The following is a 23,987-nucleotide window of genomic DNA, read 5'->3' as shown; positions in this document are numbered from 1 at the left end:
CCTGATGCGACGGTCTGATCGTGACCACTCTCCTGTTCCTGCTGGATCTGCTCGGCACCTTCGTGTTCGCCCTCAGCGGCGCGACCGTGGCGGTGCGCAATCGCCTGGATCTGTTCGGCGTACTGGTGCTGTCGTGCGCGGCGGCGGTGTCCGGCGGCATCGTGCGCGATGTGCTGATCGGCGCGACCCCGCCGGCCGCGCTGGTGCATCCGCAGTACCTGCTGGTCGCCTGCCTGGCCGGCGTGGCCGGTTTCTACTGGCATGCGGCGGTGGAACGGCTGCGCAACCCGGTGCAGCTGTTCGACGCGGCCGGGTTGGCGTTGTTTGCGGTCTACGGCACCAGCAAGGCGCTCGATTACCAGCTCAGTCCGCTCAGCGCGACCTTGCTCGGCATGCTCAGCGGCATCGGCGGCGGCATCGCGCGCGATCTGCTGGTGGCGCGGACGCCGGTGGTGCTGCAGGCCGAGCTGTATGCGGTCGCCGCGCTGGCCGGTGGCGGCCTGGTCGCGATCGGGCACATGCTCGCAGTGCCGCAGGCCTGGTCGCTGGCGACCGGTGCGCTGGTCTGTTTCGGGCTGCGCTTCATGGCCATCCGCTACGGCTGGCATCTGCCGGTGGCGCGCCTGCCGGAATAGCGCCGGCGGGCGCAGCGCGCGGTCGATCATCGGCGAGCGACCACGACGAACCACCACGCGTCGTCGGACTCGACGCAGCACCGGCAGCCCACATGCAAACGGCCCGGAAAACCGGGCCGTTTGTGCAACGCCTGGGGCATGATCGAAGGATCAGGCCACGAACAGCGCCTTCATCTTCTTCAGCGCATTCGCCTCGATCTGGCGGATACGCTCGGCCGACACGCCATACTCGTCGGCCAGCTCCTGCAGCGTCACCTTGGAGTCGGAGTCCAGCCAGCGGCGCTTGACGATGTCGCGCGAGCGCGTATCCAGGCCGGCCATGCCTTCGCGCAGCAACTGCAGCTGATTGTCCTCGCTGTCGTGGCGCTCGTAGGCCTGCGACGGATCTTCGTCGTTGGCCACCAGGTAGCTCACCGGCGACGGCGGACCATGATCGTCGTCTTCGTCGGACGAGGCATCGAAGCCGATATCGCGACCGGACAGACGCGACTCCATCTCCATCACTTCGCGCTCGGAGACGTTCAGGTCCTTGGCGACCGCAGTCACCTCGGACGCATTGAGCCAGCCCAGGCGGGTCTTGGACTTGCGCAGGTTGAAGAACAGCTTGCGCTGCGCCTTGGTCGTGGCGACCTTGACGATGCGCCAGTTCTTTAGGATGAACTCGTGCATTTCCGCACGGATCCAGTGCACTGCGAAGCTGACCAGGCGCACGCCCATTTCCGGGTCGAAGCGCTTGACCGCCTTCATCAGGCCGATGTTGCCTTCCTGGATCAGGTCGCCCAGCGGCAGGCCGTAGCCGTTGTAGCCGCGAGCGACGTGCACCACGAAGCGCAGGTGGGAATGGACCAGCTCGCGCGCGGCGTCCAGATCCAGCTCGTCACGGAAGCGACGGGCAAGATTCTGTTCCTCATCGACCGACAGCACCGGGATCTGGTGCACGGCACCGATGTAGGCGTCCAGCGAACCGAGCGCACTGGGAATCGGGAGATTGTTTGCCACTAGGGCAGTCGAGGTGATCTGGTTCATAGGGCACCATCTTAGCAGTCGAACTATTGGACTGCCGGGTACAGAAAGAGTTCCCAGCGTTCCATTTATAGGAAGTTCGGGCTTTTGGCGTTGCCGTCGTTCTACGGCGCAACTCCCGACTTCGAGCACCTACGCTACCACCGCCGACCTGGGTAGACCGTGACAAAGCCGCCGCGAAAGGGGGCCGGCGCCGGTACCGTTCAGCCGCTGGCCGGAGTGGTGTCCAGCGCGTTGCGGGGCGGCAGCGACCAGTCGATCGGGCCCAGCCCGCGGCGCTGCAGGTGCTCGTTGGTCTTGGAGAAGTGCTGGCAGCCCAGAAAGCCGCGATGCGCCGACAACGGCGAGGGATGCGGGGCCTTGAACACGCGATGGCGCGCCTGGTCGATGACCTTGCCCTTGGACTGCGCGTAGCTGCCCCAGAGCAGGAACACCAGGCCTTCGCGCTCGCGGTTGAGGGTCTCCACCACATGGTCGGTGAAGCCTTCCCAGCCCTTGTTCTGGTGCGCGCCGGCACGGCCCTGCTCCACCGTCAGCACCGCATTGAGCAGCAGCACGCCCTGGCGCGCCCACGGCATCAGATAGCCATGGTCCGGCCGCGCGATGCCCAGGTCGTCCTGGATCTCCTTGTAGATGTTGAGCAGCGACGGCGGCACCGGCACGCCAGGCAACACCGAAAAGCACAGCCCATGCGCCTGGCCTTCGCCGTGATACGGGTCCTGGCCCAGGATCACCACCTTGACCTGCTCGAACGGGGTGGCGTCGAAGGCCGCAAAGATCTGCGGGCCCGGCGGGAACACCCGCGCCCCGGCCGCCTTGCGCTGGCGCAGGAATGCGGACAGCTCCTGCATTTCCGGGCGCAGCAACCAATCGCCCACCCGCGCCTTCCACGACGGTTCCAGCTGGATACGCGCTTCCACTTCAGCCACTTCGGTCATAGCGTGACAGCCTGGTCCTCGAGCCGAGCCAGGCGCAGCTGGAACAGCACCTTGGTCACCAGCAGACGTTCTTCGATGGGTTTTTGCACCAGGTCGTTGGCGCCGGCGCGCAGCAGCTCGGACTGGTTGCGCGGATTGGTGTCGCCGGTCATCACCAGCACCGGCAGGCGACGCTTGCCGTAGGCGAAGTCGATGCGGATGCGCTCGACCACGTCGCGGCCGTTGAGCTCGCCCTTCAGGGTCACATCGGTCAGCACCACGTCGATGCGGCGCTCGGTGCGGCCCAGCGATTCGGCGGTGAGCAGCGCAAAGGCATCCTCGGCGGTGAGCACATGCACCACCTTCAGGCTCTGCCGCTCGAGCATGCGCTTGGTCGCCTCGGCCACCACGCGGCTGTCCTCGATGTACAGCACGGTCGCGCCGACCACCGGCTCGGGCTGCACATAGCCGCGGATGAAGGTCGCCAGGGCTTCGTGGCCCAGCGCCTTGTCGAAATAATCGGTGACGTATTCGGTGAAGCGGCGCTCCACCAGATGCTGCTGCGCATCGCCGGAGACCACGATCACCGGCACATAGGCCTGGCCGGCCGCTTCGCGCACGCTGCGCGCCAGGGTCAGGCCGTCGCCATCGGGCAGCGACAGCGAGGTGGTGACCAGATCCACCGCCCCGGCTTCCAGCGCCTGGCGCGCCTCGGCGATGCTGGAGCAGCCGATCACCTGCACGTTGGGCAGATCACGCTGCAACACATCGGCGATCAGCTTGCGCACCAGCTTGGAGCCATCGACCACCATCACGCGCGGCGCGTCGCTGATCAGGTGCTTGAGATCCGGTGGATGCATGGCAGGCCTCAGGTCTCGGTGGGACGGGTCTGGCGAAGAAAATGGCCGGTGACCAGCCAGGCGCCCAGCCAGCCCAGGACCAGGGTGCCGACCAGCACCAGCGCAGAATGCAGCAGATCCAGCCCGTGCAGGGTAAAGGAGCTGCCATAACTGTCGGCCAGGGTCGCCAACGGCGCGCGCAGCGCCAGCCCGGAGGCGGCGATCAGCGCGAGCGCCACAGCGCCGGCACCGAGCCCGTACCAGGCCCCCAGGTACAGAAACGGACGCCGGATGAAGCCATCGCTGGCGCCCAGCAACTGCAGCACGCCGATTTCCTCGCGCCGCGACTGGATGTCCAGCCGCACCGTATTGCCGACCACCAGCACCGCGCCGACACCCAGCAGTGCCGACAACACCTGCACCAGCCGCTCGCCGAAGTGCAGCCAGCCATCCAGGCGCTTGCGCCACAGCGCGTCGTGCTGCACCTGGTCGGCCTGCGGCAAGGCCTGCAGCGCACCGGCCAGCTGCGCATCGTCAGCCGTTTCGGTGGGCGTGACGACCAATAGCGTCGGCAGCGGGTTGTCGCCCAGCGCATCGATCGCCTCGTCGAGCTTGGCGCTCTCGCGCAGCTCGGTCAGCCCCTGCGCCGGCGTGCGCAGCGCGACCTGGGCAACGTCCGGGCGCGCGCGCAGTTCGCCGGCCAGGGCCTGCGCGGCCTCGGCGCCGATCTCGACCTTCAGGAACAGGTTGATCTCGCGTGACTGCTGCACGCTGCCGGCCAGCAACTTGACGTTGTCCAGCGCGATCGACAGCCCCAGCGGCAAGGCCAGCGCCAGCGCCATCACCACGATGGTCAGCAAGGTGGCCCACGGCTTGCGCATGGCACGGCCCAGGCTGAAGGCGATGCTGTGCAGATGGTGGTCGATCCACACGCCGACCCGCGAGGGGGCGACGGCTTCGGTATTGGCGGGCTTGCTCATTCGGCCAGATCCTGCGGCGAGATGTCGTCGACCAGGCGGCCGTGATCCAGGATCAGCACGCGCTTGCGCATCTGCTTGAGCAGGGCCAGGTCATGGCTGACCACCAGCACGCTGGTGCCGCGCGCGGGCAGCTCGGCGAACAACTGCATGATTTCCGCAGCCAGCGCCGGATCCAGATTGCCGGTGGGCTCATCGGCCACCAGCAGGCGCGGTTCGCCGACGATGGCGCGGGCGATGCCCACGCGCTGCTGCTCGCCGGCCGACAACTGCGACGGCAAGGCCCGCTCGCGATGGGCCAGCCCGATCCGCTCCAATGCCGAGCGCACGCGCTTGCCGATCTCCGCACGCCGGGTGCCGCGCAGGATCAGCGGTAACGCCACGTTCTCGGCGATGCTGCGGTCGTTGAGCAGGCGATGGTCCTGATAGACCGCACCCACCTGGCGACGGTGCAGCGGAATCTGCCGGCCGCGCACCTTGAGCAGGTTGCGTTCGCCCAGCAGTACTGCGCCCTGGCTGGGCCGCTCGCTGAGGTGGATCAATTTGAGCAGGGTGCTTTTGCCGGCGCCGGAGTGGCCGGTCACGAACAGCATCTCGCCATCGGCCACTTCGAAGCTGACATCGGTCAGCGCCTGGTGGCCACCGGCGTAGTGCTTGCTGACGTTGTCGAAACGCAGAACGGTCATCCAGCGATTATGCCGGAGCGCCAGCGCTTGCGTCGCATCGCCGGAGCCCGGCAATGCGACGCAGGCCGCAGGCGATCAGTTGCCGGACACCAGCGAGCGCAGGCGACGGCCGATACGGCTCAGCAGCGACGGGCTGCCGGACGGCTTGGCGGCGCTGCGCACCGGCTTGGCGACCACCTGGGTGGGCTTGCGCGGTGCGGCAGGTGCGGCGACCGGTGTGGAGGCCACTGCCGGCTCGGCACCTTCGACCGGACGGCCGTTGCGACGACGGCGCCGCTTGCGTGGTGCGCGCTCGGCATCGGCCACGATGGTGGAAGGCGCCTCGACCGACGCCGCCGCAACCACCGGCGTTTCGGTCGGCGCTGCCGCTGCCGGGGCTTCGCCCTCCACACGCGGCTTGCGACGCGGACGCGGCTTGCCATCGGCACTGCCGCCGTCGCGGCGACCGCCGCCACTGCCGCTACGCGATGGGCCGCCCGGGCCGCTGCGACCACCGCCGCGGCGCTGCTCTTCGGCAGCACGCTGTTCGCGCGCCTCGCGGAAGATGGTGCCCACGCTGTCGCCAGCATCCTCGTCGGCCTCTTCGCCTTCCACCGGTACACGCGCGGTACGCGGCAGCGGCGTCAGCAGCTCGGAGGTCACTGGCTCGACCGGGATCTTCTGCTCGATATAGGCCTCGATGTCCGGCAGGCTCATCGCATAGCGCTCGCAGGCGAAGCTGATCGCATCGCCCTCTTCGCCCAGCCGCGCGGTACGGCCGATACGGTGCACGTAGTCTTCCGCATCGAACGGCAGGTCGTAGTTGTAGACGTACTTGACGCCGTCGATGTGCAGGCCGCGCGCGGCCACGTCGGTGGCGACCAGGATTTCGAGCTGGCCCTTCTGGAAACGGTTGAGCAGCGACTCGCGCTTCTTCTGCGGCACGTCGCCCGACAGCACGCCGACCCGGTAGCCATGCCGCTCCAGCGTGCGCGCCACGCGCTCGACGAACGCCTTGGTATTGACGAACACCATGGTGCGCGCGCCTTCGCTGCGCGACAGCAGGCCCAGCAGCAGCGTCTGCTTCTCTTCGTCGGATGGGAAATAGATGCGCTGGCGCACCCGTGCGGCGGTGATGCTCTCGGTTTCGACGACCAGCTTTTCCGGCTCGTTCATGTGCTCGTAGGCGAGCTCGAGCACGCGGTGACTGAGCGTGGCCGAGAACAGCAGGGTCTGGCGGGTGCCGCGCTCGGGCATGCGCCGCAGCAGGAAGCGGATGTCCTTGATGAAGCCCAGGTCGAACATGCGGTCGGCTTCGTCCAGCACGCAGATCTCGCAGGCATGCAGCGAGACCACCTTGTGCTGCTTGACGTAGTCGATCAGCCGGCCCGGGGTGGCGATGATCACGTCCACGCCCTGCTGCAGCAGCTCGCGCTGCTTGTCGTAGTCCACCCCGCCGTAGACCAGCGCGAAGCGCAGGCCCAGGTCGGCGCCGAACTTGACCGCATCCTTGTGGATTTGGATCGCCAGCTCGCGGGTCGGCGCCAGGATCAGCGCGCGCGGGTCTTCCGGCTTGCGGTCGGCCAGCGCCGGGCGGATCAGCAGGCGGTTCATCACCGCCACCAGGAACGCCAGGGTCTTGCCAGTGCCGGTCTGGGCCTGGCCGGCGACGTCGCCGCCCGGCAGCGCGACCGGCAGGGTCAGCGCCTGGATCGGGGTACAGCGGGTAAACCCGGCGCTCTCCAGCCCGGCGATCAGCGCCGGATGCAGGTCGAACGTGGAAAAAGTCAAATCGGTCAGCGGTTTGTCGCTCATTATTCCGTCTTCGTGAGGCGCCCTGGGCAGCCCGGGCGCGGCTTGCATCGATGCCGACAGCGTCGCAAACTGCGGCTGTTGTGGCGGACAGCGCGGCTTCAGGACTGACACTTGATTCAGTCGCGCAATGCCCCAGTTTAACGCAATGTAGCGGCCTGCCCGTTCGGGCGGGCCGTTTTGGTTTCCAGGAGACCCAACGTGAGCGATAAGGTTCAACATGTCGGCGATGCCGACTTCGATACAGCTGTACTGCAATCCGGCGAACCGGTGCTGGTGGATTTCTGGGCCGAGTGGTGCGGACCCTGCAAGATGATCGCCCCGGTGCTGGACGATCTGGCCGATACATACCAGGGCAGGCTGAAGGTTGCCAAGGTCAATGTGGACCAGAACCGCGCCTTGGCCATCAAGTACCACGTGCGTTCGATCCCGATGCTGTTGCTGTTCAAGGATGGCCAGGTGCAGGCCACCCAGATCGGTGCGGTTGGCAAGGGCCAGCTGACCCAGATGATCGACAAGACCCTGGGCGGCGCGGCTGCCTGAGCGAGCGGGCGTCCAGCGATGGGCGCCCCGTGATGCGCCAGCAGTTAAATCCTGCTGCGGCAGGCGCTTGCGCGGTTGCGCGCAGCGGTGATAGTGTCAGTTGATCCGGAGCACGTTCGTGCGCCGACGTACCCCTCTAGAAACCTCTTCTAGACTCCCATCACCTAAAGTTCGCCCCCCCAGCCGGGCGCTCGCACTCTTAGCGAGGAATCACGCACTTGTCCGATCATCCTTCCTCCGATACCGGGAGCAGCGTCGACGCTCCTGTCGAGAAGCGCGTGCGCAAGCCGCGCGTGAGCAAGACCGCCGCTGCCACCGACGACGGTGGCGCGCAGCAGCCCAACCTGCCCTTGCCCGCCAGCCCCGTACCCGACGCTCCACGTGCCCCGCAGGCCCCGTCGCACGCTGCCGATTCGGCACCGGCGCAGACGTCCGGCGATGGCGCGTCCTATGCCGGTAACGCCCCCAGCGCCAACCAGGGCAACCAGGGCAACGACACCCATGGCGACTCCCGCGAGGGCGGCCAGACACAGCAGCAGCGCTTCAATCAGGCGCAGCAGCAACAGAACCAGAATCAGGCGCAACACCGGGGCCAGGGCCAGAACCAGGCTCAGCCCCAGGCGCAAGGTCAGGGTCAGGACCAGGCCCAGAATGGCGGCCAGCATCAGCAAGGTCAGGGCCAGGGGCAGAACCAGCAGGGCAACCGCCGTGACCGCTTCCGCAACCGCCGCGACCGTGGACGCGACCGCTTCGGCAACGAAGGTGGTGGTGGCATGCCGTCGTCCGATGGCAGCAACGAGCCGTTCGTCGCGCGCCCGCACCCGGCCGTGCCGGAAGGCTTCCCGGTCTACTCGCTGAGCGATCTCAAGCGGATGCCGGCGCAGAAGCTGCTGGATATCGCCGACCAGCTCAACATCCAGGAAGGCGTGGCGCGCGCGCGCAAGCAGGACGTGATCTTCGCCCTGCTCAAGGTGCTGACCCGCCACGGCGAAGGCGTTGCCGCCGACGGTGTGCTGGAAATCCTGCCCGACGGCTTCGGCTTCCTGCGTGCCGCAGAAGCCAGCTACCTGGCCGGCCCGGACGACACCTATATCTCGCCCAGCCAGATCCGCCGCTTCAACCTGCGGACCGGCGATCACCTGTCCGGCCGCATCCGCTTCCCGAAGGACGGCGAACGCTATTTCGCGCTGTCGATCGTCGACACCATCAATGGCGAGCCGCTGGAAGCCAGCAAAAACAAGGTGCTGTTCGAGAACCTGACCCCGCTGTTCCCGCGCCGCCGCTTCCGTCTGGAGCGTGGCGATGGATCGACCGAGGACATCACCGGCCGCATCCTGGACCTGATGGCGCCGCAGGGTAAAGGTCAGCGCGCGCTGATCGTCTCCCCGCCCAAGGCCGGTAAGACGATGATGATGCAGCAGGTGGCCACGGCCATCACCAGCAATCATCCCGAAGTGCACATGATCGTGCTGCTGATCGACGAGCGCCCGGAAGAAGTGACCGAAATGCAGCGCACCGTGCGCGGCGAGGTCATCTCCTCCACCTTCGACGAACCGGCCGCGCGCCACGTGCAGGTCGCCGAGATGGTGATCGAGCGTGCCAAGCGCCTGGTCGAGCACAAGAAGGACGTGGTGATCCTGCTCGACTCGATCACCCGTCTGGCACGCGCCTACAACAACGTGGTGCCCAGCTCCGGCAAGGTGCTCACCGGTGGTGTGGACGCCAACGCGCTGCACCGTCCGAAGCGCTTCTTCGGTGCGGCCCGTAACGTGGAAGAGGGCGGCTCGCTGACCATCATCGCCACGGCGCTGGTGGAAACCGGCAGCAAGATGGACGAGGTGATCTACGAAGAGTTCAAGGGCACCGGCAACAGCGAAGTGCATCTGAACCGTCGCATCACCGAAAAGCGCGTGTACCCGGCGATCGACATCAACCGCTCGGGCACGCGTCGCGAAGACCTGCTGATCGAGCCGGAGCTGCTGCAGAAGATCTGGATCCTGCGCAAGCTGCTGCACCCGATGGACGAAATCGCGGCAATGGAATTCCTGCTGGACAAGATGAAGACCACCAAGTCCAACGACGAGTTCTTCAGTTCGATGAAGCGCTGAGTCGGTCGGTATTCTCGACAAGAAAAAGCCCCGCATTGCGGGGCTTTTTTTGTGGGTGCGTGGTTGCTTGCAATCACAAGCCTGGTTGGTCGAGTGCGCGGTGCCCTCGCCGCTCGCGGGACACACCGCAGGTACGTACGTGTAGGCTCGGGAGCGGCATCCTCGCCGCCCGCGGTCCCGCAAGCGGCGAGGACACCGCACCAGGAAGTTGATCGGCGGGGCCAATACCTGCCTATCGCCGCGTCTGCGTTGGGATGCCAGAAGGCTTTGCAGGGTGCTTGTTGAAAAGCCTGCCTTCTCTCGGCTTGAAATGGAACGCTGGTGGGACGCGCTGTGACTCAAACAACAAACCTCATGCTCTGCTCGCAAACATGCACACCGACCATCTCGACGGGTCCTTGCCCGCCCATCGTCGCGGGACCTTACGCGGAATGGATGCCGCGTAAGAGCTTACATGGACGTACTTGCAGCGTGTCCCGCGATGGTGGGCGGGCAAGGGCCCTGCAGCCAGTGGCAGATCAGCGGCCTTGTAGCCAAGCTCCGATAAACCGTCCGGCAGCGAACGATCAAGACCACCCGCTCTGCAAGCAACAGGCGTGAGATAGCTTCGCCAGCCGCGCTGATGTTGGCTTCGCGCTTAAGTTCCTTGCAGCGGCGTCACCAGCCGCACACCTTCTCCGCGTGCGGAGAACAAGCCACTACCTGGCAGCGCATCCGGACTGTCGGTCGATGCCGACGCATCGCGCTGCTCGTGCCAGGGCGCCGGCTGACGCGGGCCCGGCAGATAGGATTGCCACTTTTTGGTTTGCTTTGCAGCGATCGAATTGCCTGGCCAGGATTCGATGGCGAAGGTGACCGGAACCCGCATGACCCAGTACGGCGCGTCGGCCTCGGCGCCTTGCGTTGGCGGCACAAATGTCCAGCCTCGCGCCTTGGCGATTGCAACGTCGGCAAACGCCTTGCGCCAGCGCGGGCGCTTGGATTCCGGCGCCAGCGTGGTCAGGTTGACCTGCTCGGCGACCAAGTCTTCGACCTTGCCATCGCGCCCGACCTTGAGCAGCAGATAGACCACCCCGGTCACACCTTCTCGAAACGCATGCTCAGGGTACGCAGGTGCCGGCATGTCCTTGGCAGCGACGCTGGCTGCAGCTTGCTCCTGGCTGCCGAAATGCGCACTGCGAATCGATACGGAATAGGTGCCGTTATCGGCCGGCTTGGCGACCAGCAGCAGATTCATCAGCAATTGCGCGGGCAAGGCGCTTCCATCGTCTTTGACAGGGTCAAAGCGCCAGGAAGCGATCGATTGTTTGACGCGGTCGCGGACCACTGGAGGCAGGCTTGCTTCGTCGGTGAGCTTGACCTCCGTAACGGTACCGTCCGGCGTCAGCGTCAATTCGCCTGCGATATTCATGCTGGCCTCCATCTGTGCCTGTACCTGCGCGGCACTGGGAACTGCCTGCACGCCGCTGACACTCGCCATTGCCAACAAAATGCCCAAGCCCAAGCGTTGCTTCCACTGCATGACCGCACTCCATGGTTATTGAGTTTCGTTGTACCAGCTTGGCGCATACGCGTAAATCTTCAGGCCAGTTTTCGCGAGTCTGCGTAGGGCGGGGTGTCGGGGTAGTCGTCCTCGCGCAGCCGGGTTTGCAGGTCGCGCCACCATTGCGGGTCGAACAGTTCCGGGTGCAGGTGCTTGACCGCTTCCAGCTGCGAGGGTGGCAAGCCCATGAATAGCGCGAAGCGCTCGGGGAACACATCGCGCGGGCCGACGTGGAACCAGGGCTCGGCAGTCATCTGTTCTTCATAGGTGGTGGGGGACGGCCAGTCGCGGAAGGTGCATTCGGTGATCAGGCACAGCTCGTCGTAGTCGTAGAACACCGCGCGCTGATGGCGGGTGATGCCGAAGTTCTTCAGCAGCATGTCGCCGGGAAAGATATTGTTGCGCGCCATGTCCTTGATCGCCTGGCCGTAGTCCAGCGCGGCCGCATGCGCGGCTTCGGGCAGCTGTTCGCGCAGGTAGAGATTGAGCGGGCGCAGGCGGCGCTGCACGTAGCACAGCGCGATCAGCACGTCCTGGCCATCTTCGCTCAGGCTCGTCGCACAGCTGGTCTGCAGCTCGTCCAGCAACGCGGGCGAGAAACGCGATTTGGGAAACCGCAGGAAGCGATACGGCTGCGCGTCCAGCAAGCGACCGATGCGATCGAGCTGGAACACCAGCTCGTATTTGCCTTCGACCTGCGCACGACTCATGGTCTTGGGATAGGCAAAGCGGTCGCGAATCAGTTTGAACACCAACGGATAACTGGGCAGGGTAAATACCACCATGACCATGCCGGGCGTGCCGTCGGCATGCACCAGCTGCTCGGAGGGATGCGCCTGGAAATGGCTGAAAAACGTGCGATAGCGTTCGGTCTTGCCCTGCTTGGCGCGCCCGAGCATCGTGTACAGCTCGTCGACCGGCTTGTGGGTGAGTAGGCTGCGCAGAAACACCACCGCGTCGCCGACGGTGGCCAGATCGGCCTGGAAGTAACTGCGCGAGTTGCTAAACAATTGCGCGACGTCGCTGCGCCGGGTCAGCACCGCTTCTGCGCGCAGGCCGGCGTCGTCGTTGACCAGGGCGATGACGCATGGCGAGAAGCGATGTTCGCCGAACACGCGGCCGACCAGGTAGGCGCGCCGTTCGCGATAGAACACCGTCTCCAGCAATTCCACGCTGCGCACCGGGTGCTCGCCCCAGTGCGCGAGATCATCGAGCAGGCGCACCGCGATCGCCGCTGCACAGCGGGTGCGATGCGCATACGGAACGTCGAAGGAATAATCGCCGAGCACGCGCACCAGCATGTCGGTCAGCCGGCCGGGCGAGACCGCATAGGTATGCCGTGCGACCGGCACCGTGATCGCGTCGGTCGGCTCGATATCCAGCGCGATGAATTCGATCTCCGCATCCACGCCGTGGGTGCCGAAGTAACGCCGGGTCAGGGTGTTGTAGAAGGTCTTGTACAGCTCCTGGTCGATCAGCCCGCTCAGCAGCGCGGCGTAATGCACGCGTGCACGCATCCACAGCGCGCGATCGTGCGCCTGCCCCAGCAGCACCGCACGCAAGCGCAGCATGCATTCGCTGATGTACTGGTCGTACAGCGCGATCCGCGCCACCGCATCATCGCGCGCGCCGCTCCAGTCGCGCGTTTCGAAGCGCTGTTTGGCGCGTGCGGTGATCTCGGCAAACCGGGCGTGGTAATCCTCGAAGGCGTCGTACACGGCATGGGCGATCGCCAGCGCACGGCGCTCGGACTGTGGCGGTAACGGGAGCTGGCTCATGCCGGCAGTGTACCCAGCGCATGTTGCGACGTGCAGCGGAGACAAACGATCCATCGAACAGGCGCACAGTCGGCCACATGCCGAGACTGCTCGCACCGAGGCGCAGGATCTCTCGCAGGCAAGGCACTGCCAGGTCGTGAGGCCTGGCACGCAACGACCGTGTTCTCGCTGTTGCGCGCAAACGCCGGAAACGACAAGGCCCGCCCCTCATCGAGGCGGGCCCTGCCTGTTGCACCTGCTGGACGCACCGCCAGGCGGTGCGCTGGATCAGGCCTTCAGCGTGGCCAACACGTCGTTGAAGGTCTTGCTCGGGCGCATCGCCTCGCTGACCTTGGCCAGATCGGGGTGATAGTAGCCGCCGATCTCGACCGGCTTGCCTTGGGCGCCGTTGAGCTCGGCCACGATGGTGGCTTCGTTCTCGGTCAGGGCCTTGGCCAGCGGTGCGAACTTGGCCTGCAGGGCGGTGTCCTCGGTCTGCGCAGCCAGGGCCTGCGCCCAGTACATCGCCAGATAGAAGTGGCTGCCGCGGTTGTCCAGTTCACCGACCTTGCGCGCTGGCGACTTGTTGTTGTCCAGGAATTGACCGTTAGCGACGTCCAGCGCCTTGGCCAGCACCGTGGCCGACGGATTGTCGTAGCGGTTGCCCAGATGCTCCAGCGAGGCGGCCAGGGCCAGGAACTCGCCCAGCGAATCCCAGCGCAGGCTGTTCTGTTCGACGAACTGCTGCACGTGCTTGGGCGCCGAGCCACCGGCACCGGTCTCGAACAGGCCGCCACCGGCCATCAGCGGCACGATCGACAGCATCTTGGCGCTGGTGCCCAGCTCCAGGATCGGGAACAGGTCGGTGAGGTAGTCGCGCAGCACGTTGCCGGTGACCGAGATGGTGTCCTGGCCCTTGCGGATGCGTTCCAGCGAGAAGGTGGTCGCTTCCACCGGCGGCAGGATGCGGATATCCAGGCCGCTGGTGTCGTGATCCTTCAGGTATTTCTCGACCTTGGCGATCACCTGCGCATCGTGCGCGCGCGCCTTGTCCAGCCAGAACACCGCAGGCGTCTCGCTCAGGCGCGCGCGCTCGACGGCCAGCTTGACCCAGTCCTGGATCGGCGCGTCCTTGACCTGGCACATGCGCCACAGGTCGCCGGCTTCCACCGCATGTTCGAACACGGTGGCGCCGGTGTCGTCGGTGACCTTGACGGTCCCGGCGGCGGCAATCTGGAAGGTCTTGTCGTGCGAGCCGTATTCCTCGGCCTTCTGCGCCATCAGGCCAACGTTGGGCACCGAGCCCATGGTGGACGGATCGAATGCGCCATGCGCCTTGCAGTCGTCGATCACCGCTTGATAGACATCGGCGTAGCAGCGATCCGGGATCACCGCCTTGGTGTCCTGCAGCTTGCCTTCGGCATTCCACATCTGACCGGAGTCGCGAATCATCGCCGGCATCGACGCATCGACAATCACGTCGCTGGGCACATGCAGGTTGGTGATGCCCTTGTCCGAATTGACCATGGCCAGGGCCGGACGCTGCGCGTATTCGGCCTGGATATCGGCCTTGATCTGCGCCTGCTGGTCGTCCGGCAGCGTGGCGATGCGTGCGTACAGGTCGCCGATGCCGTTGTTGGGGTCGAAGCCGACCGACGCAAGCGCTTCGGCATGCTTGCTCAGCGTGTCCTTGTAGAACTCGCCGACCACCACACCGAACAGCACCGGGTCGGAGACCTTCATCATGGTGGCTTTCAGATGCACCGAGAACAGCACATCCTTGGCCTTGGCATCGGCGATCTGCGCGTCGATGAAGCTGGCCAGCGCGCGCTTGCTCAGCACCGCGGCATCGACGATTTCGCCGGCCTTGACCGCCACCTTGTCCTTCAACACGCTGCTGCTGCCGTCGTTACCGACGAACTCGATCTTCAACGCGCCGGCGGCCGCCACGGTGGCGGATTGCTCGCTGCCGAAGAAATCGCCGTCGTCCATATGGGCCACGTGCGACTTCGAATCGCTGCTCCACTTGCCCATGCGGTGCGGATGCTTGCGCGCGTAATTCTTCACCGACAGCGGCGCGCGACGGTCGGAGTTGCCTTCGCGCAAAACCGGATTGACCGCGCTGCCCTTGACCCTGTCGTAGCGCGCCTTGACGTCCTTTTCGGCATCGTCCTTGGGCGTGTCCGGATACGCCGGCAGCGCATAGCCCTGGCCCTGCAGTTCGGCGATGGCGGCCTTGAGCTGCGGCACCGAGGCGCTGATGTTGGGCAGCTTGATGATGTTGGCTTCCGGCGTGGTGGCCAGCTCGCCCAGCTCACCGAGGTCGTCGGCGATCTTCTGCGCGTCGCTCAGGTGCTCGGGAAACAGCGACAGGATGCGGCCGGCCAGCGAGATGTCGCGGGTTTCGACCACGATGCCGGCAGTATTGGTGTAGGCATCGATGATCGGCAGCAGCGACTGCGTGGCCAGATACGGTGCTTCGTCGGTGAGCGTGTAGATGATCTTCGGTGTCTTCGACATAAGGTGCGATGGCTCGTGTGGTCGGAAGGAGCGCCGGCGTTGTTGGCACTGGCGTTGGCGTGCGCGACGGGGGTCGCTGCTGGCACGCCGATCGGCCGGCGCGTGGAACGCGGCGATGGATCAGCACGGCATTGTCGCGTCTGAGCCGCGCCCGGGTAAAGCGACCACAGGCGGATGCTCCATCCCGCCACTCGGCCAATGCGATGGATGCAGCTGTAACGAATGTGCCGGCTGAGAGAATTACGCAGAAAAAAGGGCGCGATCGTGTGATCGCGCCCCGATGGCCTGCTTAATGAGCGTTGGGACAGCGCGATGGACGCGCCTGTCCGACACGCTTGGTATCAGTCTACCCAGGTTGCGAGCACGCATCCCTATTTGCAGACGGACTGCTCGCGTGGCTGCTTACTTGACCGTGATGGTCTGCGGAGTACCCGCCGGCTTGCCATCCACCATGACCTGCGCGGTGTAGCTGCCGGCCGGCCAGCCATCTGGCTTGCTGAAGCTGAGGTTGGTGGTTTCCGGGCCAGTCGTGGTCAAGGTGGCATTCTGCTCGCCGGCCACCTGGCCATCCTGATAGGTGAGCTTGGCTGCGACCGCCACATTGCTCGCGCTGCCATCGGTTTTCACCGAGACGATGATGGTGTCTTTGCTGCCGATGTTGCCCGACGGGGTCACCGACTTGTCGGCGGTCGCCGTGGTGCCGACCACTACGCTTGACACCGTGACTGCCGAACCCATTGCGGCTGCGGTATCGGTGCTGGCGGCGCCGGTCGCGGTGCTCTGGCCAGCCTGATCGCTCGCCGGCGGTGTTGCGGCCGGGCCTGGCATCGCCTCGGTGGCAGCCCCGGAGGTCGGATCCTTGGACACGCTGTCGTCGTCGGCCTTCTTGCTGCAGCCCGACAGGGCGAGAACGCCGGCAAGGGCAATGGCGAGGGTGCTAGAAACGGATGTAGTACGCATGGATCAATCTCCGGATATCAGAATAAAAGTGGGTTTCGAAAGGTGCCAGGGTTGCGGTGCGCCTATGACTTCGGCGGCAACTGCAGGACCTGACCGGGAAAGATCTTGTCCGGATCCTTGAGCGTTTCGCGGTTGGCCTCAAAGATCCGCGGCCACAAGTTGCCGTCGCCGTAATGGCGCTTGGCGATGCTGGACAGACTGTCGCCCGCCTGCACGGTGACCGACTCGCTGACCAGCTGCGCAGTGCTCTGTACGCTGGTACGCACGTTGGAGAAATCCGCCGCTGGCGCAACGTCTGCGGTGCTGTCGACCGAGGACGTCACGTTGGAAAAATCTGCTTTCTTGTCGACATTCATTGCCGCAATCCCTTTGCATCACGATGACTGCAGGGTGCGCGGCGCGCTGTTAAGCGTGGATCGCGCCACCGTGAAGCTGGCGCGAGCCTTGAATGGGCGCGATTACTGGCGCAGGTCGCGGAAGATCGACAGCGGTGTCGGCACGCTGGGCGAGCTGCGCAAGGGGTTGATGTCCAGCCCGCCACGGCGGGTATAGCGCGCTTCCACCACCAACCACTCGGGCGCACAACGGAGCAGCACGTCATGGAAGATACGCTCCACACATTGCTCGTGAAACTCGGCGTGGTCGCGGAAACTCACCAGATAGCGCAGCAGGCCTTCGCGGTCGATCGGGGCGCCGCGGTAGCGCAACATGACGCTGGCCCAATCCGGTTGACCGGTGACCGGGCAATTGGACTTGAGCAGGGCCGAGGTCAGCACTTCTTCCACCACTGGTTGTGCGTGCGCCGCCAGATACGCCGCATTGGGCGGGCCGTAATCGTCGATGCTGACATCCAGTGCGTCGATCGATTCGCCCTCGCCCACCGCATCGATCGGCGGCAGACCGAATTCCACCGCCACATCGGCACCGGCGCGCGTGGACAGGTCGGAGGCGATGCGCATACGCACCGCTTCGGCGCTATTGAAGCGGGTGGCATTGAGCGAATTGAGATACAGCTTGAGCGACTTGGATTCGATCAACGACGGCGACTCGCTGGGCACGTGCAAGGTGGCGGTGGCCACGCACGGCTTGCCCTGCGCATCGAGCCAGCTGAGTTCGTAGGCATGCCAGCGGTCGCGGCCGATGAAGGGCAAGGCCCCCGTCAGGCCGATCGCCTCGCGCCCGGCCGCGCGCGGAATCGGGAACAACAGCGACGGATCGTAGCCGCTGGGATAGGCGACCTCACGACCGAGGGTGGAATCTTCTGGGGTATTCATCGCGCCATTTTAGGCCGAGCGGGCTGGCCGTGAGGTGTATAGCGGACGCTGGAGCGAGCTGGCGACAGAAGCAGCGGGCCGTCAAGCGGCCCGCCGCCCCACACGATCACCAACGCTCAGCGGAGACGGCGCAACTGCACACGATTCCCGATTCCCGAATCAACCAGCCTCCCCCTGATGCAGGTAATCCAGCGACACCTGCAACAGCGCGCGCAGACCCACATCCAGCGACGATTCGTCGAGCAGGAACTGCGGCGAATGGTTGCTGGGCGCGGTGGCCGGGTCGATGCCCTTGGCGGTGGAGCCGACGAAGAAGAACATCGACGGCACCTGCTGGGCGTAGAAGGAGAAATCTTCCGCGCCCATCTGCAGCGGCGGCTCGTAGACATTGTCGGCGCCGACCACGGCCTGCAGGCTGGGCAGCATCCTGGCGGTCAGCGCCGGGTCGTTGACCGTGGCCGGGTTGCCGGGCTGGTCCGGTACCTGCGCCTCAACCTTGGCCCCGTGGGCGGCGGCGGTGTGCTCGGCCACCGTCTTGAGGTCGGCGAAGATCTGCTGGCGCATGGCTTCGTCGAAGGTGCGGATGGTGCCGACCATTTCCACGTCGTCGGGGATGATGTTGTAGCGGATGCCGCCCTTGATCGCGCCGAAGCTCAACACCGCCGGTTGTTTGGACAGGTTGGCGCGGCGGCTGATCACGGTCTGCGCGGCACCGATCATGTCGGCGCTGGCCACGATCGGGTCGATGCCGTTCCACGGCGCCGAGCCATGCGTCTGGCGGCCGATCATCTTGATCGCAAACCGGTCCGAGGCGGCCATCAGCGGGCCGCTGCGCACCGCGATCTTGCCGGCCTGCACGCTGGAGAACACATGCAGGCCGAACACCGCCTGTGGCTTGAAGTCGGCGAACAGGCCTTCCTTGAGCATCAGCGAGGCGCCGCCCTCTTCGTTGCCGGGCGCGCCCTCTTCGGAGGGCTGGAAGATCAGCATCACTTCGCCGGGCAGCTGCTCGCGCATGCCGACCAGCGCTTCGGCCACCCCCAGCAGTATCGCGGTGTGGGCGTCGTGGCCGCAGGCATGCATCACCCCGACCTGCTCGCCGCGGTACTCGGCGGTGACCTTGGAGGCGTACGGCAGGCCAGTCTGCTCCTTGACCGGCAAGGCATCCATGTCCGCGCGCAAGGCGATCTTCGGACCTGGCTTGCCGCCCTTGATGATGGCCACCACGCCGTGATGGGCGATGCCGGTGCGCGGCTTGAGGCCGAGCTTGCGCAGCTGCGCGGCCACGGTGGCGGCGGTGCGCTCCTCGCGGTTGGACAGCTCCGGATGCTGGTGGAAGTCGCGGCGCCACTGCACCAGCTTGCTCTGCAACGGCGCGGCGGCGGCCTGGACGTCGGGCCGGGGCGCGGCCTGGGCGGCAGCCAGGGTGGGCAGGGTGAGCAGCAACGCGCTGGTCAGCAGGCGGGAGTGGCGCATCAGCAATCCTCTAAAGATGGTTGCTTAATGTAGTGCAGGTGCACGCTCGGTGGGCTGCAGTGGGGCTCGATTCAGTCCTGCGGTCAACCACATCGGCCCTGACGCGTTGCCGCTGCATTGCATCTGTGAACGCTGCAGTCGTTTCGTCCGGCGGGCCGTTACTTCAGTAACGCTCAATTGCCTGATCGCAACGATATGCTTCGCACAGCCGCCCCACGGTCGCACCAGCGCCCGGCCCGCCCTCAGGAGTTGTCGCATGTCGCGTTTTTGGAAGATCACACTGCTGGTCGTAGCGGTGCTCGTCGTGGTGTTCGTCGCAATGCGGATGTTCGGTGGGGGCAACCACGGCAAGCGGGCGGACGCGCCTGACGGCAATGGCACCGAGAACAGCGGCCCGGTACCGGTCACGGTCGTGGCCGCCACCACCCAGGATGTGCCGGTCTACGCCAGCGCGCTGGGCACGGTGACCGCGCTCAATACCGTCACGGTCAGCCCGCAGGTCGGCGGCCAGCTGATGAGCCTGAATTTCAAGGAGGGCCAGGAAGTGAAGAAGGGCGAGCTGCTGGCGCAGATCGACCCGCGCACCCTGCAGGCCAGCTACGACCAGGCACTGGCGGCCAAGCGCCAGAACCAGGCGCTGCTGGCGACCTCGCGGGTGAACTACCAGCGCTCCAACGACCCGGCCTACAAGCAGTACGTCTCGCGCACAGACCTGGATACTCAGCGTAACCAGGTGGCGCAGTACGAGGCGGCGGTATCGGCCAACGATGCACAGATGCGCTCGGCGCAGGTGCAGTTGCAGTTCACCCGCGTGACCGCGCCGATCGACGGCATCGCCGGCATCCGCGGCGTGGACGTGGGCAATATCGTCAGCGCCAGTTCCACCATCGTCACCCTGACCCAGATCCGCCCGATCTACGTGTCCTTCAACCTGCCCGAGCGCGAGTTGCAGGCGGTGCGCAGCGGCCAGGCGGCCGCCCCGCTGGACGTGGCAGCGCTGGACCGCGGCGATGCGCACGTGATCAGCGGCGACGGCAAGCTGGAGGTGATCGACAACCGCATCGCCGCCGACAGCGGCACCTTCGGTGCGCGTGCGATCTTCGCCAACACCGACAATGCCTTGTGGCCGGGCCAGTTCGTCAACGTGCGCCTGCAGCTGCGCACCATCTCCGGCGGCACCGTGGTGCCGACCCAGGCCGTGCAGCGCGGCCCGGACGGCGATTACGTCTACGTGGTCGGCAACGACAACACCGCGCAGATGCGCACCGTGGTGCAGGGCGTGGAAGTGGACGACAGCCATGTGCAGGTCACCAAGGGGCTCAAGCCAGGCGAGCGCGTGGTGACCGAAGGCCAGTTCCGGCTCAAGCCGGGCAGCAAGGTCAGCGCACTCAAGCCGGGCGAAACCCCGCCGGAGCCGACCGAGGCCGAACTCAAGGCCGCGCAGGACAAGAGCCGTGGCGGCGCTGGCGGCCGACGCAGCGGCGGCGGCCCGCGCTAACTCGCGAGCACCGGCGACGGGCCTTCCGTCGCCGGTGTGCATCGGCGCTGCGCGCGCCGGCATCGATTGACGTCTTCAGCAAGGACACCCCCCGTGGGCTTTTCGACCATCTTCATCCGCCGTCCCATCGCCACCTCGTTGTTGATGGCGGGCATCCTGCTGCTGGGCATCCTGGGCTACCGGCAATTGCCGGTCTCGGCGCTGCCGGAGATCGACGCGCCCAGCCTGGTGGTCACCACCCAGTATCCCGGCGCCAACGCGACCACCATGGCCTCGCTGGTGACCACGCCGCTGGAGCGCCAGTTCGGGCAGATCTCCGGGCTGCAGATGATGACCTCCGATTCGTCGGCAGGCCTGTCCACGATCATCCTGCAGTTCTCGATGGACCGCGACATCGACATCGCCGCGCAGGATGTGCAGGCGGCGATCCGTCAGGCCACCCTGCCCTCGTCGCTGCCGTATCAACCGGTCTACAACCGGGTCAATCCGGCCGACGCGGCGATCCTGACCCTCAAGCTCACCTCCGACTCGCTGCCGCTGCGCGAGGTCAACCGCTATGCCGATGCGATCCTGGCCCAGCGCCTGTCGCAGGTGCCGGGCGTGGGCCTGGTGTCGATCGCCGGCAATGTGCGGCCTGCGGTGCGCATCCAGGTCAACCCGGCGCAGCTGTCGAACATGGGCCTGACCATGGAATCGCTGCGCAGCGCGCTGACCCAGACCAACGTCAGCGCGCCCAAGGGCTCGCTCAACGGCAAGACCCAGTCCTACAGCATCGGCACCAACGACCAGCTCACCGACGCGGCGCAGTACCGCGAGACCATCATCAGCTACAGCAATGGCCGCCCGGTGCGGCTGGCCGATGTGGCCAAGGTGGTCGACGGGGTGGAGAACGACCAGCTCGCCGCCTGGGCCGACGGCAAGCCGGCGGTGCTGCTGGAAATCCGCCGCCAGCCCGGCGCCAACATCGTGCAGACGGTGGAGCAGATCCGCAGCATCCTGCCGCAGCTGCAGGCGGTGCTGCCGGCCGACGTGCACCTGGAGGTGTTCTCCGACCGCACCGAAACCATCCGCGCCTCGGTGCACGAGGTGAAGTTCACCCTGGTGCTGACCATCGCGCTGGTGGTGGCGGTGATCTTCGTGTTCCTGCGCCGGTTGTGGGCCACCATCATTCCCTCGGTGGCGGTGCCGCTGTCGCTGGCCGGCACCTTTGGGGTGATGGCATTTGCCGGCATGTCGCTGGACAACCTGTCGCTGATGGCGCTGGTGGTGGCGACCGGGTTCGTGGTCGACGATGCGATCGTGATGATCGAAAACATCGTGCGCTACATCGAACAGGGCAAGAGCGGGCCGGAAGCGGCCGAGATCGGCGCCAAGCAGATCGGCTTCACCGTGCTGTCGCTGACCGTGTCGCTGGTGGCGGTGTTCCTGCCGCTGCTGCTGATGCCGGGCGTGACCGGGCGGCTGTTCCATGAGTTTGCGTGGGTGCTGTCGATTGCGGTGGTGATCTCGATGCTGGTGTCGCTGACGCTGACGCCGATGATGTGCGCCTACCTGCTCAAGCCCGACGCCCTGCCCGAAGGCGAAGACGCGCACGAACGCGCCGCGGCCGCCGGCAAGACCAACCTGTGGACGCGCACCGTGGGCGCCTACGAGCGCAGCCTGGACTGGGTGCTGGCGCACCAGCCGCTGACCCTGGCGGTGGCGATCGGCGCGGTGGCGCTGACCGTGGTGCTGTACATGGCGATCCCCAAGGGCCTGCTGCCCGAGCAGGACACCGGCCTGATCACCGGCGTGGTGCAGGCCGACCAGAACGTGGCGTTCCCGCAGATGGAGCAGCGCACCCAGGCGGTGGCCGCGGCGCTGCAAAAGGACCCCGCCGTGACCGGCGTGGCCGCCTTCATCGGCGCCGGCACCATGAACCCGACCATCAACCAGGGCCAGTTGTCGATCGTGCTGAAGACGCGCGGCGACCGCGAGGGCCTGGACGAGGTGCTGCCGCGCCTGCAAAAGGCGGTGGCCGGTATTCCCGGCGTGGCGCTGTTCCTCAAGCCGGTGCAGGACGTCACCCTGGACACCCGCGTGGCAGCCACCGAATACCAGTATTCGATGTCGGATGTGGACAGCAGCGAGCTGGCCACCTGGGCCGGGCGCATGACCGAGGCGATGCGCAAGCTGCCCGAGCTGGCCGACGTGGACAACAACCTGGCCAACCAGGGCCGGGCGCTGGAGCTGAGCATCGATCGCGACAAGGCCAGCATGCTCGGCGTGCCGATGCAGACCATCGACGACACGCTGTACGATGCCTTCGGTCAACGCCAGATCTCCACCATCTTCACCGAGCTCAATCAGTACCGGGTGGTGCTGGAAGTGGCGCCGGAGTTCCGTAGCAGCACCGCCTTGATGAACCAGCTGGCGGTGGCCAGCAACGGCAGCGGCGCGCTGACCGGCACCAATGCCACCAGCTTCGGCCAGCTGACCTCGTCCAACTCCTCCACCGCCACCGGCGTGGGCGCGCAGAACACCGGCATCGTGGTCGGCGCTGGCAGCATCATTCCGCTGGCCGCACTGGCCGAGGCCAAGGTCACCAACACGCCGTTGGTGGTCAGCCACCAGCAACAGCTGCCGGCGGTCACGATCTCGTTCAATCTGGCCCCGGGCCATTCGTTGTCGCAGGCGGTGGAGGCGATCGAGCAGGCGCGCCAGGATTTGAAGATCCCCACCCAGGTGCATGCGGCGTTCGTCGGCAAGGCGGCCGAATTCACCGGCAGCCAAACCGATATCGTATGGCTGCTGCTTGCCTCGATCGTGGTGATCTACATCGTGCTGGGCGTGCTCTACGAGAGCTACATCCACCCGCTGACGATCATCTCCACGCTGCCGCCGGCCGGCGTCGGCGCGCTGCTGGCGCTGATGATGTGCGGATTGAGCCTGTCGGTGGACGGCATCGTCGGCATCGTGTTGCTGATCGGCATCGTCAAGAAGAACGCGATCATGATGATCGACTTCGCCATCGACGCCCGCCGCGAAGGCGCCAATGCGCACGAAGCGATCCGGCGCGCCTGCCTGCTGCGTTTCCGCCCGATCATGATGACCACCGCCGCCGCGATGCTGGGCGCGCTGCCGCTGGCGCTGGGCACCGGCATCGGCTCGGAACTGCGGCGTCCGCTCGGCATTGCCATCGTCGGCGGCCTGCTGCTGTCGCAGCTGGTGACGCTGTACACCACGCCGGTGATCTATCTGTACATGGAACGTGCCGGCGAGCGGCTGCGTGACTGGCGCGCGCGGCGTGCCTCCCGCCGCGACGGCATGCCCCCGGCTTCCACTTCGGAGCGCCCGGCATGATGACCGATGGCGTCATCGCTGATCGGTCTGCCTGCCCACGGCATCGCCTTCCCGCACGCGCGTATGGCAACTGCGCTGGCTGTTGCCTTTCCCGATTC

Annotated in this window: 18 protein-coding genes; 5 read left to right on the top strand and 13 right to left on the bottom strand. The window is 66.1% G+C overall.

What is annotated here, in order from left to right:
- The first annotated feature begins 20 nt into the window (after nt 1-20).
- Complete coding sequence (locus AC1KVE_RS10840) at nt 21-635, top strand: trimeric intracellular cation channel family protein (RefSeq protein WP_016903683.1); 615 nt, start codon at nt 21-23, stop codon at nt 633-635.
- 150 nt (nt 636-785) lie between these two features.
- On the opposite strand, the gene rpoH is transcribed toward AC1KVE_RS10840, so the two are convergent.
- The 6 genes from rpoH to rhlB all read right to left on the bottom strand — a co-directional run bounded on the left by rpoH (nt 786) and on the right by rhlB (nt 6,871).
- A complete protein-coding gene (rpoH, locus tag AC1KVE_RS10835; protein WP_024938885.1) occupies nt 786-1,661 on the bottom strand; it encodes an RNA polymerase sigma factor RpoH in 876 nt (291 codons plus the stop codon).
- A 200-nt stretch (nt 1,662-1,861) separates the two neighbouring features.
- On the bottom strand, nt 1,862-2,587 hold the full coding sequence (gene ung, locus AC1KVE_RS10830; RefSeq protein ID WP_054591102.1) for a uracil-DNA glycosylase: 726 nt from the start codon (nt 2,585-2,587) through the stop codon (nt 1,862-1,864).
- Nucleotides 2,588-2,592: 5 nt separating this feature from the next.
- The gene (locus AC1KVE_RS10825; RefSeq protein WP_016903686.1) at nt 2,593-3,435 is read right to left on the bottom strand and encodes a response regulator; all 843 of its coding nucleotides are present in this window, start codon (nt 3,433-3,435) and stop codon (nt 2,593-2,595) included.
- Nucleotides 3,436-3,443: 8 nt separating this feature from the next.
- Entirely contained in the window at nt 3,444-4,394 is a 951-nt protein-coding gene (gene ftsX, locus AC1KVE_RS10820) for a permease-like cell division protein FtsX (protein WP_046344707.1), read from the bottom strand.
- Nucleotides 4,391-5,077 (bottom strand): cell division ATP-binding protein FtsE, encoded by a 687-nt coding sequence (gene ftsE, locus AC1KVE_RS10815; RefSeq protein WP_016903688.1) that lies wholly within the window; start codon nt 5,075-5,077, stop codon nt 4,391-4,393. The genes ftsX and ftsE overlap by 4 nt, the downstream gene beginning before the upstream one ends.
- A gap of 75 nt (nt 5,078-5,152) precedes the next feature.
- Nucleotides 5,153-6,871, bottom strand: a complete 1,719-nt coding sequence (gene rhlB / locus AC1KVE_RS10810; protein WP_167709813.1) for an ATP-dependent RNA helicase RhlB — start codon at nt 6,869-6,871, stop codon at nt 5,153-5,155.
- 198 nt (nt 6,872-7,069) lie between these two features.
- On the opposite strand from rhlB, the gene trxA reads away from it, so the two are divergent.
- Both trxA and rho read left to right on the top strand, forming a co-directional pair.
- A complete protein-coding gene (gene trxA / locus AC1KVE_RS10805; RefSeq protein ID WP_005923050.1) occupies nt 7,070-7,411 on the top strand; it encodes a thioredoxin TrxA in 342 nt (113 codons plus the stop codon).
- A gap of 218 nt (nt 7,412-7,629) precedes the next feature.
- Nucleotides 7,630-9,519 carry a transcription termination factor Rho gene (rho, locus tag AC1KVE_RS10800; RefSeq protein ID WP_481092076.1) on the top strand — a complete coding sequence of 630 codons (1,890 nt, stop codon included), beginning with the start codon at nt 7,630-7,632 and terminating at the stop codon, nt 9,517-9,519.
- Between the two features lie 637 nt (nt 9,520-10,156).
- Here the strand turns inward: rho and AC1KVE_RS10795 are convergent.
- From AC1KVE_RS10795 to AC1KVE_RS10765, 7 genes are all read right to left on the bottom strand, one after another.
- Nucleotides 10,157-11,041 (bottom strand): energy transducer TonB, encoded by an 885-nt coding sequence (locus tag AC1KVE_RS10795; RefSeq protein ID WP_184626089.1) that lies wholly within the window; start codon nt 11,039-11,041, stop codon nt 10,157-10,159.
- Nucleotides 11,042-11,100: 59 nt separating this feature from the next.
- Nucleotides 11,101-12,840: a bifunctional isocitrate dehydrogenase kinase/phosphatase gene (gene aceK, locus AC1KVE_RS10790; protein WP_481092075.1), complete on the bottom strand. Its 1,740-nt coding sequence runs from the start codon at nt 12,838-12,840 to the stop codon at nt 11,101-11,103.
- A gap of 267 nt (nt 12,841-13,107) precedes the next feature.
- On the bottom strand, nt 13,108-15,339 hold the full coding sequence (locus AC1KVE_RS10785; RefSeq protein ID WP_104609382.1) for an NADP-dependent isocitrate dehydrogenase: 2,232 nt from the start codon (nt 15,337-15,339) through the stop codon (nt 13,108-13,110).
- Nucleotides 15,340-15,741: 402 nt separating this feature from the next.
- Nucleotides 15,742-16,299, bottom strand: a complete 558-nt coding sequence (locus AC1KVE_RS10780; protein ID WP_481092074.1) for a hypothetical protein — start codon at nt 16,297-16,299, stop codon at nt 15,742-15,744.
- 62 nt (nt 16,300-16,361) lie between these two features.
- Nucleotides 16,362-16,655, bottom strand: a complete 294-nt coding sequence (locus tag AC1KVE_RS10775) for a LysM peptidoglycan-binding domain-containing protein (RefSeq protein WP_024938877.1) — start codon at nt 16,653-16,655, stop codon at nt 16,362-16,364.
- A gap of 102 nt (nt 16,656-16,757) precedes the next feature.
- Nucleotides 16,758-17,573, bottom strand: a complete 816-nt coding sequence (queF, locus tag AC1KVE_RS10770) for an NADPH-dependent 7-cyano-7-deazaguanine reductase QueF (protein ID WP_481092073.1) — start codon at nt 17,571-17,573, stop codon at nt 16,758-16,760.
- A 159-nt stretch (nt 17,574-17,732) separates the two neighbouring features.
- Nucleotides 17,733-19,049 carry a M20 family metallopeptidase gene (locus tag AC1KVE_RS10765; protein ID WP_481092072.1) on the bottom strand — a complete coding sequence of 439 codons (1,317 nt, stop codon included), beginning with the start codon at nt 19,047-19,049 and terminating at the stop codon, nt 17,733-17,735.
- A 256-nt stretch (nt 19,050-19,305) separates the two neighbouring features.
- Between AC1KVE_RS10765 and AC1KVE_RS10760 the strand changes: the two genes are divergently transcribed.
- A complete protein-coding gene (locus AC1KVE_RS10760) occupies nt 19,306-20,547 on the top strand; it encodes an efflux RND transporter periplasmic adaptor subunit (RefSeq protein ID WP_024938874.1) in 1,242 nt (413 codons plus the stop codon).
- A 93-nt stretch (nt 20,548-20,640) separates the two neighbouring features.
- Nucleotides 20,641-23,889, top strand: coding sequence for an efflux RND transporter permease subunit (locus AC1KVE_RS10755; RefSeq protein WP_481092071.1), 3,249 nt, complete (start codon nt 20,641-20,643; stop codon nt 23,887-23,889).
- Nucleotides 23,890-23,987 lie beyond the last annotated feature (98 nt).

This window comes from Xanthomonas sp. NCPPB 2864, from assembly GCF_056675615.1.
The sequence above is the reverse complement of the archived record's forward strand: the minus strand, read 5'-3'. Positions and strand labels throughout refer to the sequence as shown.